The following is an 11,688-nucleotide window of genomic DNA, read 5'->3' as shown; positions in this document are numbered from 1 at the left end:
CCACAGGCTGATGTCTCTAGCCATTGCGGTGAATTTCGTCGGTCATTTTCGTGCGCGCAGACATATTCCTTTACACTCCTTTTGTTGCAGTTTCGGCGGCCGTGGTGAATAGTTAGGCTTGGACAGGTTTGTATTGAAAAGAAGCGCGTATGAAAACACTCAGACTGACTGCAGGACTGCTTTGTGTGGCCGTCGGCATTATCTTTACCATTCTGCCGGGATCTATTCTGCTTGTTATCGCAGGCCTGGTGATGCTTAGCGTTGACTTCCCGGCAGCAAGAAAATACCTCAGACACGCCCAGCGCGGCATGAGTCATGGCGCACGGCGGTTAGACAGATACTTACTGAACCGAAAACTGCGCTAAAAGCTGGGGCCAGTTATCGAGCCTGCCGGCCCTTTTCTACATATTGGTACGTAGGTTGTTTTTTGCGACCAACGTATTGACCGTCCTGTTTCCATCACCAAAAGTGAGTCGCTGTTTTGCACACCGGATGTTGTTCTATGAATAATTTACAAAAAGCGGCCGGCTTTTCAGCCATTATTGAAGCAGTGATATATCTGGTTGCCTTTGTGTATTTTGGCGCGATTTGGTCATACCCCGCCGATGGCACTGCAGCAGATAAAATGGCATATCTGACAGAAAACCAGCTCGTATTTTCAATAATTTATTTCCTTATGTATGCTGTGTTTGGTGTCTTTCTCGCGGTCATTGTGGTTGGCTTGCAAGAAAGACTGAAAAACAGCGTCATTGCAAAGGTCGGTGCTGTATTTGGCCTTGTATGGGTCGTTCTCGTTATTGCAAGTGGTATGCTGGCAACTATCGGGCTTTCGCATGCCATTGATCTGATGGACTCATCTGCTGACGATGCATTTGACCTGTGGCGCATCGTTTCGGTACTGATTGAAAGTCTCGGGGGCGGCAACGAACTCGTTGGCGGACTTTGGGTGTTGCTCGTGAGCATCGCAGCGTTAAACACAGCCGCCTTTCCGAAGACACTGAACTACCTTGGTATCATTGTTGGCGTGTGTGGACTTGCGACAACCTACCCTGATGATATCTTCACGGCGCTTTTTGGTATCACCCAGATAATATGGTTTGTCTGGTTGGGTGTCGTTATGTTAAGTCACTATAATACGGACACGTCCGCGAAGCCAACGGCTGCCCCTCATGCTGAATAGGGTTGTCCCCTGCGGCAGTTGCAGATGACGTGGGTCAGCCATTAACTGAACCGCTAAGCTCATGGACATGGAGTTAATGTCATGAAAGTCGCTACATCACACAGCCGTTCTGACGATACCCGTTTTTTGTGGTTTTTCTCACTGTTTATCACGCTGATCGTATTTGGTGGTTTTGCATTAAACTGGATAGCCAATCCTGACAGCCTGAACAGGATCTCGGTATGGACCGGGTTACATGGAGCATGCAGCGCCGCATGGTATATCTTTCTTCTGAATCAAATCAGATTGTCGGCTGCTGGTAACTATTCCACACACCAGTATTTAGGAAAATGGAGCGTTTTCATTGTCATCGCAATCCTGATTACCGGCCCGGTGATGGCAGTCGAGTTTTATCATCGGCTGGCGGGATTTGGCATATTTAACCCGGAAGACGCCCAGGCCCGAATTCGGGCGGGTGGTTTCTTAGGCGGCACTTTTCTCCAGTGGCTGACTTTCCTGGCACTTTATCTTCTTGGCATACTTACCATTAAAAAACCTGTCCATCACAAACGGTTCATGATTGCCGCTGGTATCCAGATGATGCCCGAAGGTCTTAATCGCGTTACCCATATTCTGGGATTGCCAGGCTATTCGATGTTTGTATTTATGTTTCTGACTTACGCCATGCTTATGGCCTATGACGTGAAGGTAAGCCGTCGCATTTACATGAGTACACTGGTGTCATTTGGTTTATTTATTGTGCTTGCTACCGCCATGAATACCGTGTTTAAAACACAGGCGTGGGGAGATTGGGCAGTAAAAATAGTGAATAGCCTATAAACCAAACCTCGCCCGTAAAAAGCGGGCTACCCCGTCTTCATCATGATGACCGATGACCTCACTGGCAATTTGCTTTATGTCGTCCCTGGCATTCTCTGGCGCGTAACATTCGTCTGCCAGTTTAAACATACTGATGTCATTATCACTGTCACCGAAACAAATGACGTTGGTCGCTCCCAGTTCATTTTTCAGTGACGCAACCGCGCTGCCTTTGTTGGCACGTTCATGATGAATATCAATCCAGCTGTAGCGATCCCCCTCCACAGCAGGGCCTGAATAGGCAATCAGGCCCGGCGCCTGAATCATGATGTCGTACACCTGTTTAATGGTGTCTTTTTCACCAATCATGCTGATATTGGTAACACTACTCGTGGCAGGGATCTTCAGACTGGCAACTAATGACAGGTCATGACGGGAAAAATAGGCGTGAATCAGTTCTTTCTCGATGGCGTGGCGTGCCTGACCATGAAACACAACGTGCTGATGCTGGCCGGCGCCGGTTGTTACCGTGTTAACAAACGGGGCAAGCCCACGCTCGCGGGCACTTTCAAGAATAAAACTCACCTCGCTGCTGCTTAGCAGATTACTCAGCCTCAGCGCATTGTCACGAGGGTTCCAGACAGTCACGCCATTATTGTAGATGTTCGGCAAATCGAAAAAGTGTCCGCTAATCAGTCGCTGTGCAGACTGCATAGTTCGGCCTGTCGCCACCGTGTAGGCAATGCCGTTTTCTCTAAGCAGCGTTAATGTCTCGCGCGTATAAATGCTGAGTTCTGATTGCCGGTTAAGTAATGTGCCGTCTAAGTCAAAAAAGATGAGATCCATGTTTGCCGATACGTTTTCTTGTAGTTATCCGGATTACGTTGCAATGCGATGAAACGTTTAATGACCCGGCTTTTAGGCGTTACTAAAACAAAAAACGGGCTCGTGTGAGCCCGTTTTTACGTTTATGAAAGTTAACCGTGTTTCTCGGCCAGGTAGAGCCAGGTTTCAACGACGGTGTCCGGGTTCAGTGACACTGAATCGATCCCTTCGTCAACCAGCCACGCAGCGAAGTCTTCATGGTCGGACGGTCCCTGACCACAGATCCCAACATACTTGCCACGCTTTTTGGCCGCCTGAATCGCCATCGACAACAACGCTTTGACGGCATCGTTACGCTCATCGAACAGGTGTGCAATCAGACCTGAGTCGCGGTCCAGACCCAGTGTTAACTGTGTCAGGTCATTTGAGCCAATTGAGAAACCATCAAAGATATCCAGGAACTGATCGGCCAGCAGTGCGTTTGACGGCAGTTCGCACATCATAATAATGCGCAGGCCGTTTTCGCCTTTTTTCAGCCCCTGCTCTTCAAGCAGTTCGATAACCTTGCGACCTTCTTCCAGCGTACGTACAAACGGGATCATGATCTCAACATTGGTGAGGCCCATTTTGTTACGAACCCGCTTAATGGCTTCACATTCAAGCGCAAAGCAGTCGCGGAAGTCTTCTGAGATGTAGCGGCTGGCACCACGGAAACCCAGCATCGGGTTTTCTTCGTCCGGCTCATACTGATAACCACCAACCAGATTGAAGTACTCGTTCGACTTAAAGTCAGACATACGCACAATGACTTTCTCTGGCGAGAACGCCGCGCCGATAGTCGCAATACCCTCAACCAGTTTTTCGATATAAAACTCGGTTGGTGACTCATAACCCGCGATCATGTCGCCGATTTCTTCTTTCAGTTCTTCCGGCTGGCTGTCAAAGTTCAGCAGCGCTTTGGGGTGGACACCAATCATACGGTTGATGATGAACTCCAGACGGGCCAGACCAACCCCTTTGTTGGGCAGACGGGCAAAGTCGAACGCGCGATCCGGGTTACCCACATTCATCATCACTTTCAGCGGCAGATCAGGCATTGCATCAATGCGCGAGGTAACCACGTCAAAGTCGAGCTCTGCACCATAAATATAACCGGTATCACCTTCGGCACAGGATACCGTAACCTTGTCACCGGTTTTAATGGTTTGCGTTGCATTGCCGCAACCGACTACTGCAGGAATACCCAGCTCACGCGCAATGATAGCGGCATGACAGGTACGGCCACCGCGGTTGGTGACAATGGCTGAGGCCTTCTTCATGATAGGTTCCCAGTCCGGGTCGGTCATATCAGTGACCAGCACATCACCCGCCTGGATTTTGTCCATTTCCTCAATAGACGCCAGCACTTTCGCCTCGCCGGCACCAATTTTGTGACCGATAGCGCGACCTTCGCAGACGATGTTGCTCTGGCCTTTCAGTTGGAAGCGCTCAATGCTTTGTGAATCTTCACGGCTGCGTACCGTTTCCGGGCGCGCCTGAACGATATACAGCTTGCCGTCAGTGCCGTCTTTTGCCCATTCAATATCCATAGGACGCTGATAGTGCTTTTCGATGATCTGCGCTTGTTTTGCCAGTTCCATCACTTCCTCGTCGGTCAGTGAGAACTGCATCGAATCGCTGCGCTCGACATCAATGATCGACACCTGTTTACCGTGCGACTCATCGTCTGAGTACACCATCTTGGTCATCTTGCTGCCAAGATTACGGCGCACAATGGCGGGCAGGCCTTTATTCAGGGTTGGCTTGTGCACATAGAATTCATCCGGGTTAACCGCACCCTGCACAACCATTTCACCCAGACCGTAAGAGCTGGTAATAAAGACGACATCTTCGAAGCCAGACTCAGTATCAATTGTGAACATAACACCTGATGATGCGATATCGCTTCGCACCATGCGCTGAATACCCGCTGACAGCGCCACACCTTTATGATCGTAGCCCTGGTGTACGCGGTAAGAGATAGCGCGGTCGTTGAACAGAGAGGCAAATACATGCTTAATCGCCACCAGCACCGCGTCGTAACCTTTTACGTTAAGGAAGGTTTCCTGCTGACCTGCAAACGACGCGTCAGGCATATCTTCGGCGGTGGCTGAACTGCGTACTGCAAACGATGCATCATCGCCGGCATCACCAACCAGTGTGTCAAACGCTTCTTTAATGGCTTTTTCCAGTTCGCCCTGGAACGGTGTGTCAATGATCCACTGACGAATCATTTTTCCGGCTTCCGTCAGCGCATTAACGTTATCCACGTCCAGTGAATCAAGCACCTCGTGGATGCGAGCATCCAGTCCGCTTTGCTCCAAAAATTCATTAAATGCATCGGCTGTGGTGGCAAAACCGCCGGGCACCTGTACACCTGCGTTGGCAAGGTTGGAGATCATTTCACCCAACGATGCATTCTTGCCCCCAACGCGACCTACGTCGTGCATGCCCAATTCCTGATACCAAAGTACGTATTCTTGCACTGCCCTAGCCTCCAGCGTGTATTTCCAGCGAGTTCTGAGTATGGCACTGGTTTATTATAAAGCCATATCAGAACGTTAGGTTATGCAGCAGCAACGGTATTTCGCGTCACTACTGGCTTTTCGACGGTTTCATCTTAGAATGGGGAAAATTGATAAGTAAAATTTTTATTCGTCTTGTAATTAAATTACAACAACGTTAAGGAAATGTTGTGCGTACAGCTTTTTATATTTCAGATGGCACCGCCATTACTGCAGAGGTCTTTGGGCACGCCCTGCTGTCTTTGTTCCCGGTTCAGTTCAATCATAAAACCTATCCTTTCATTGAAACGGAAGAACAGGCATTCAAAATTCTCGATAAAATTTCTGAAAGTTTTCAAGATACCGGAGAAAGGCCGCTCGTTTTTTATACAATTGTGAATGTCGATGTCAGAAAAATCATCGCAAAATCAGTGGGTATTAATTATAACTTCCTTGACCAGTTTGTCGCCCCGCTTGAAAAAGTGCTGGGCGTACCATCAAAACCGGAAAAGCATCGAACTCACAGTATTCATGAAACCACCTATGACATTCGTATCGAAGCGGTAAACTACGCACTGGCTAACGACGATGGTTCCAACCTCAAAGACTATCATGAGGCGGATATCATTCTGGTTGGCGTATCCCGCTCGGGGAAAACGCCCACCAGCCTCTATCTGGCGCTTCAGTACGGTATCAAGGCGGCGAATTACCCGTTCACAGAAGAAGATATGGGCGATATGCTTAGACTGCCCTCCGCGCTCCGACGCTTTAAAGACAAACTGTTCGGACTAACCATTCAGCCGGAACGACTGCATCAAATCCGCTCTGAGCGCCGGGCGAACAGCCGCTACGCATCACTGCAGCAATGCCGCATGGAACTGAGGGAAGTGGAAAACCTGTACCGCCGGGAAAAAATTCCGTTCCTGAACTCCACCAAATACTCGGTGGAGGAAATTTCAGCAAAAATACTGGCAGAAACCGGATTACAGCGGCGTAAGTACTAAGACAGACAGTATCATCAAAGGAGGCAGTCTCTCGTGAGTGCCTGCCCTCCTTTGTGTATATCAGCCCAGAATCATTTCTAAACAGCCGGCAATAATCATCACACCACCGCCCCCAATCAGCATTCCAGAAACAAAAGCGCGTTTTGTCTCTGTGCTTTTAAAATCGAGAGGTTGTTGCGTTCTTTTTTCAAAAAACATGGCATGACCAACAGGGTGAAAATCGATAAACACTACCTTGCACTGCTATCATGATCAACCGCACGAAGATTCAGGTTACTGCAGACACCACTTCATTACTCTGAATACCGGTTAAGCGCATCGAATAGCGGCATCAGGTGCGCTTTGTAGTTTTCCCACTGCGTCATGCCCGACGTATAAATGGGCTGACGCACCTGTTCTGAACTGGGCGTCTTGATCACACGCTTGGTTTTGTGAAAATCCAGACACGCCTGTTCAAACGGCAGGCCACAGAAGTCCAGCAGTCGTCTGACCTGCCCTTCCAGATCAGCAAGCACATCTTCGTGCTGTACGGTCAGAACCTCGCCTGGCAGCACCTGATGCCAGTGATCCATCAAATCAACATAGCCCATGTAATAGCGGCCAATATCACTGAGCGAGTAGCTAAATTCCTGACCATCACCAAACAACTGTTTGTAGCCGCTGAAGCAACACGCAAACGGGTCGCGACGGGCGTCAATAATTTTGGCATTGGGCAAAATGCGCTTTATCAGGCCAATATGGATAAAGTTATTTGGCATTTTATCAATGAAGAATGGCGCCCCCTGTCGGTAGCTGCGGGTCTGCTCAATATACAGTTCACCCAGTTTTTTACAGCTGGCCGCGTCCAGTTCAGCAAGGTTGTAGGGGTAAGGCGTTTTCCCGCCGCTGAGCCGCGAGGCAATACCCAGAATATCATGCAGCTCCATTGTGCCGTCGACCTGCGAATGTGACGCCAGGATCTGTTCGAGCAGTGTTGAGCCCGCACGGGGTAATCCAACGATAAAAATAGGATCGGGGGCATCACAGCCTGTCTGATGAGCAAACAGGCTGGCAGGACACGCGGCCTTTTGCGCCTGCATGGCCTGTTCGGTGCGTTCAATATCAAACTGAATCAGCTTTTTCTTTAACGCGTTACCGCGTTCGTAGTAACTGAACGACTCTTTATAGCGACGCCGATCCTCAAAGGCTTTGCCGAGTGCAAAACAAAAGTGGATCCGATCCTCCAGCCCCGTGTCTGAACGTGATTCCATGTCTTTCATGGCCGTAATGTCGTCGCTGGAGAATGCATAGGTTTTGGTATTGGCCAGGCTCCAGTAAGCGTCACCAAAGTCAGGCATAAACTGCGCTGACTGCCGGTACGCATCAATCGCCTCGCCCAAATCACCCCGTGCTTTTAACGCATGCCCCAGTGACAGCCAGACCGCTGGTCTGTCGTTATCACTGTCGAGCAGCGCCTGATACAGCGCAATCGCTTCGTCCAGCTCACCTACTCCCACCAGGGCGTTGGCCAGTGCTATCTGAATGACCGCATTATCAGGCTGACGTTTGAGACGCTCGCGCGCTAGCGACACCGCCTGTGGGTATTTGCCCAGTCGCGACAATAACGTCTGGTAAGCTGCGGCGGCCCGGTCGTTGTCCGGATACAGGGCCACACAGCTTTCCAGCAGAAATTCTGCATCATGGTAGACTTTCAGCCGAATGCCAATTTCGGCCAGCAGCATCATGGCTTCGGGCTCATGAGGCTGTTGCTGCAGAAACTGACGGCATACCGCCTCGGCTTTGTGCAACTGGCCCTCATGCATCAGATCCAGCGCGCCCAGTACTGGCGGAGCCAGGCTCTGAAGGTAATTAATTTGCTGTGTAGCCAGGGCAACCGCATCATGGTTTTGTGCGGCCTGATAGATTTTAAGCAGTTGCTTCCAGGCCGGCAGCAACGCGGCGTTAAAACGCGTAGCCCGGTAAAAGCACGTCGCGGCATCCTGAGGCTGGTTCAGGAGCTGATAGCAATACGCTTTTTCCTGATATGCCCGTCCATAGTCTGGTCGTCTGTCCAACAGGTTTTCCAGCACATTAAGCGCAGCCTGTGTCTGCGACGACAGTCGCAAGGCCACCGCTTTCATATAAAGCAGTTCATCTTTCATCGCGTCTGACGGGTTGTCACCAAGCGCTTGCCCGATGTGCGTCAGCGCGTGATCGAACTGTGACTGACTGATAGCCTGTTTAATAGTATTGAGGATCTGTTGTGGCGTACTGCTCATAATACGAATACCGGCATCCATTCATACAAAGAAAAGCGGCAAGCTGTTAGCTTGCCGCACCACTATAACGTTTACGTCCGTCTGGCGTTAATAGTAATCATACGACAAACGCAGACCAATGGTTCTTGGGCGGTTTGTCACGACTTTCGGCGTAAACTGCTGCGTGTCAATGTTCAGCATGGCACGCTCATCGAACAGGTTGTCGATATACAGTTCCGCTTTCCAGACGTCGTTGGTAACGCCAACAGCAATGTTGGTCAGTACGTACGATTCCTGCACATAACGACCCCCACGGAAGGTGTTACCGTTGGCATCAGTGTAGGTTGCCCCCTCGTATACGGCAGCTTCGTCCTCAATCTTCAGACCAGATCCGGTACCGTAGATGAGGCGGGTCGCATCTTCCATTACGTAGGCGTCCATTGCCATACCGGCAAGACGGTCGCCGGTATAGGATACAGATGCATTGACATAACCACGTTTACCGCCGTCCAGCTCAAAGAAGTAGCGTGCAGCCACGTTACCTGAGAAGTTTGCTGAATACGGCAGTTCAGCGCCAACACCAGGTGAGATACCGTTAAGCTCCTCATTGATGCGGGTCAGTTCGGTATCCAGCAGGCTGAACGCTGCGGTTACGACCAAATCATCGGTTGCCAGCCAGGTAATATCGGCATCCAGACCTTTTATTTCCGCGTCACCTACGTTGTCAGTAAATACCAGAAAGCTGATATTCGTCGGGTCGAAGCGCGAGGTCTGCAGGTCGGTGATCTCCGAGTAGTACGCGGTCGCGTTAACGCGCAGCACACCGTCAAAGAAGTCTCCCTTCATACCCAGTTCGTAGTTATCCAGCGTATCAGTGGTGGAGTAAACCGGAATACGGAAGTTTTCGAACTGTCCGGACTGATTGGTTGCCAGACCACCACCAACGCGGTTGGTTACCGGCGGACGGAAACCTTCCGAGTAGGTGGTAAACAGCAGCACATCATCGGTGACTTTCCAGTCAAGACCGAACTTAAAGATAGTGTCGCTGACCGTCAGCACGCCATCAGAGCCCAGCTCAGATACCTCTAGCTGACCACTTTCAACCGCTGCCAGCACCGCGTCGGGATCTTCACCGACTGCCGCCAGCTCATCCGGATTCAGCGAGCCGAACGCACGTACCCGGCGGGTTACGTCTACGGTCGAGGTTGACCCTTTATAGATATCATCAATTTCGTACCAGCGGGCACCAATACTTGCCGTCAGCGTGTCGGTAATGTCGTATTCTAGCTGACCAAAGACCGCAATCTGTTCAATGGTGTGTGTGATGTCGTTAATGAAACTGATTTCAGACGGGAACGGGCCGCCATCACTGTTAATGCCTTCATTACCCACCAGCGTACGCTGCAGGTTATCAAACCCAAACGTACTCATTTCGGTGTTGGCAATTTTAAACTGCCCCACGGTTTTTATTTCCTGCTCGTCGTAGAACAGGCCAGCCGTTACCCGCCATGGTGTGTCCATGGTGGTATTGAAACGCAGTTCATGGGTGGTACGCGTTGACGTGGTGTCTTCACGCATAAACTTGGTTGGATCCAGGCAGCGCTCGTCTGCCGGATTGTCTGGCGTATCATAGTGGTTACACACATAGTACGCCGAGAACAGACCACCGTTAGTGTAGCCGGTATAGTCGGTCAGGGTGTCAATTTCACGGTCAAGGTAACCGCCGGTATATACCATATCCAGCTTGTCCAGACGGCCTTCCAGTGTCCAGGTTGTCAGGCCAAACTCATCGCGGTTCTCGTCAGGCTGGAAGCGGTTAGCCGACTGTTCACCATCAAGGTTAGGATCGTAGGCAAATACCCCTTCGGTATCCAGAGTTTGCTGGGTATGCTGTACCAGCAGGTCCCAACGCTCGTTGAAAATATAAGACAGGCCAAAACGCGCACCTGAGTAGGTTGCATCGTTGAAGTCGTCCTCAACCAGCTGGTCGTTGTTAGGTGACACAACCGCAGCATCGCTCATAGACGAAATCGCCGGGTTGGTGATGCGGTTTGCGTCCATACCGGCAGGGTCTGCCAGCACGCCGCCAGAAATTCGGCTGATTACCTGGGCACTGCCAATATACCCGCCTTCACCAGGCACATTGCGGATGTTGTCAATCCAGCCGCCCTGGAAGTCGGTATAGGCTGCAACACGCACTGCCAGTTCGTCGGTCAGCGCCATATTCATATACGCTTCAACAGCGTTACTCATTTCGCCGTCTTTGGTAAAGCCAATGTTGGTGTCAAAGCCAGCAGAAAAACCCATATGATCCGGTTTTTTGGTGATCATGCGCACGGTACCGGCCTGAGAGCTGGCGCCGAACAGCGTACCCTGTGGTCCGGGCAGCACCTCAACGCGCTGAACATCAGTAGCGTAAACATCCAGGTTTCGGCCCGCCATCGACACGGGCATCTCATCTAAGTAAAAAGCAACAGAGGGTTGCAGCGCCTGAACAGATGACAGGTTGATGTTGGATTGCGTGGTAGCCGCACCACGGATATAGATTTCATTCTGACCCGGGCCGGTGCCCTGGAATACGACGTTAGGTAAAAACTCGACGTACTCCTGGAAATTATCTACACCCAGGTTTTCCAGCGCTTTACCATCCAGCGCCGTGACAGAGACAGGCACATCCTGAATAGACTCTGTACGTTTTGTTGCCGTGACTTCAATGGTTTCAATCTTTGATTTCGACTGTGCAGTGGTTTCCTGCGCAGCCAGCGGGGTCGCTGCCAGTGCCGCAACAATGGCGCAACTTAGCTGTGATTTTCGCATGATGTGTGTTTCCTTTGATGTCCAACTATTTTGATTGTTCGCATAATAATTACTAGCTTTTACATCAAAAGATCATAATGCACTGCTTAAAAATGTCACTAACCATTGAACTCTAATTGTTTTTCAAATTGTTTAAGATCAATGTTTACATCATTTTTTTACAAGAAAGAGAGGGAATAGCATAGAAAGTATGACTAATGTCAAACTATTACTGTAAAAGTTTATAAATAATGCACCATGCGTTATATTTCGCCGTAAAAACACGATATCAATCTACCCTTTTC

Annotated in this window: 9 protein-coding genes; 4 read left to right on the top strand and 5 right to left on the bottom strand. The window is 50.2% G+C overall.

The genetic code is table 11. The features are described from left to right. Positions 1 to 149: 149 nt before the first annotated feature. The 3 genes from AB1N33_RS00840 to AB1N33_RS00830 all read left to right on the top strand — a co-directional run bounded on the left by AB1N33_RS00840 (position 150) and on the right by AB1N33_RS00830 (position 1,999). On the top strand, positions 150 to 365 hold the full coding sequence (locus AB1N33_RS00840; protein ID WP_411269629.1) for a PGPGW domain-containing protein: 216 nt from the start codon (positions 150 to 152) through the stop codon (positions 363 to 365). A 137-nt stretch (positions 366 to 502) separates the two neighbouring features. Then, entirely contained in the window at positions 503 to 1,180 is a 678-nt protein-coding gene (locus AB1N33_RS00835; RefSeq protein ID WP_411269628.1) for a hypothetical protein, read from the top strand. 81 nt (positions 1,181 to 1,261) lie between these two features. Beyond that, the gene (locus AB1N33_RS00830) at positions 1,262 to 1,999 is read left to right on the top strand and encodes a hypothetical protein (protein ID WP_411269627.1); all 738 of its coding nucleotides are present in this window, start codon (positions 1,262 to 1,264) and stop codon (positions 1,997 to 1,999) included. Here AB1N33_RS00830 and AB1N33_RS00825 read toward each other — a convergent pair. Then, the gene (locus AB1N33_RS00825) at positions 1,994 to 2,824 is read right to left on the bottom strand and encodes an HAD family hydrolase (protein WP_411269626.1); all 831 of its coding nucleotides are present in this window, start codon (positions 2,822 to 2,824) and stop codon (positions 1,994 to 1,996) included. The two genes, AB1N33_RS00830 and AB1N33_RS00825, sit on opposite strands and share 6 nt — an antisense overlap. A 131-nt stretch (positions 2,825 to 2,955) precedes the next feature. Continuing rightward, complete coding sequence (gene ppsA, locus AB1N33_RS00820) at positions 2,956 to 5,328, bottom strand: phosphoenolpyruvate synthase (protein ID WP_411269625.1); 2,373 nt, start codon at positions 5,326 to 5,328, stop codon at positions 2,956 to 2,958. 209 nt (positions 5,329 to 5,537) lie between these two features. On the opposite strand from ppsA, the gene ppsR reads away from it, so the two are divergent. After that, positions 5,538 to 6,350 carry a posphoenolpyruvate synthetase regulatory kinase/phosphorylase PpsR gene (gene ppsR / locus AB1N33_RS00815; protein ID WP_411269624.1) on the top strand — a complete coding sequence of 271 codons (813 nt, stop codon included), beginning with the start codon at positions 5,538 to 5,540 and terminating at the stop codon, positions 6,348 to 6,350. A gap of 60 nt (positions 6,351 to 6,410) precedes the next feature. Here ppsR and AB1N33_RS00810 read toward each other — a convergent pair whose 3' ends face one another. The 3 genes from AB1N33_RS00810 to AB1N33_RS00800 all read right to left on the bottom strand — a co-directional run bounded on the left by AB1N33_RS00810 (position 6,411) and on the right by AB1N33_RS00800 (position 11,404). Continuing rightward, entirely contained in the window at positions 6,411 to 6,581 is a 171-nt protein-coding gene (locus AB1N33_RS00810; protein WP_411269623.1) for a hypothetical protein, read from the bottom strand. A 62-nt stretch (positions 6,582 to 6,643) separates the two neighbouring features. Then, complete coding sequence (locus tag AB1N33_RS00805; protein WP_411269622.1) at positions 6,644 to 8,608, bottom strand: tetratricopeptide repeat-containing sulfotransferase family protein; 1,965 nt, start codon at positions 8,606 to 8,608, stop codon at positions 6,644 to 6,646. A gap of 87 nt (positions 8,609 to 8,695) precedes the next feature. Then, positions 8,696 to 11,404 carry a TonB-dependent receptor gene (locus tag AB1N33_RS00800; RefSeq protein ID WP_411269621.1) on the bottom strand — a complete coding sequence of 903 codons (2,709 nt, stop codon included), beginning with the start codon at positions 11,402 to 11,404 and terminating at the stop codon, positions 8,696 to 8,698. Positions 11,405 to 11,688 lie beyond the last annotated feature (284 nt).

The organism is Alteromonas nitratireducens, assembly GCF_040812025.1.
GTDB classification, from domain to species: domain Bacteria; phylum Pseudomonadota; class Gammaproteobacteria; order Enterobacterales; family Alteromonadaceae; genus Alteromonas; species Alteromonas nitratireducens.
The sequence above is the reverse complement of the archived record's forward strand: the minus strand, read 5'-3'. Positions and strand labels throughout refer to the sequence as shown.

Excerpts from the sequence above, each read along its gene's own strand:
- AB1N33_RS00840 (WP_411269629.1), top strand. The coding sequence starts at position 150 with ATGAAAACACTCAGACTGACTGCAGGACTGCTTTGTGTGGCCGTCGGC.
- AB1N33_RS00835 (WP_411269628.1), top strand. The coding sequence starts at position 503 with ATGAATAATTTACAAAAAGCGGCCGGCTTTTCAGCCATTATTGAAGCA.
- AB1N33_RS00830 (WP_411269627.1), top strand. The coding sequence starts at position 1,262 with ATGAAAGTCGCTACATCACACAGCCGTTCTGACGATACCCGTTTTTTG.
- AB1N33_RS00825 (WP_411269626.1), bottom strand. The coding sequence starts at position 2,824 with ATGGATCTCATCTTTTTTGACTTAGACGGCACATTACTTAACCGGCAA.
- AB1N33_RS00805 (WP_411269622.1), bottom strand. The coding sequence starts at position 8,608 with ATGAGCAGTACGCCACAACAGATCCTCAATACTATTAAACAGGCTATC.
- AB1N33_RS00800 (WP_411269621.1), bottom strand. The coding sequence starts at position 11,404 with ATGCGAAAATCACAGCTAAGTTGCGCCATTGTTGCGGCACTGGCAGCG.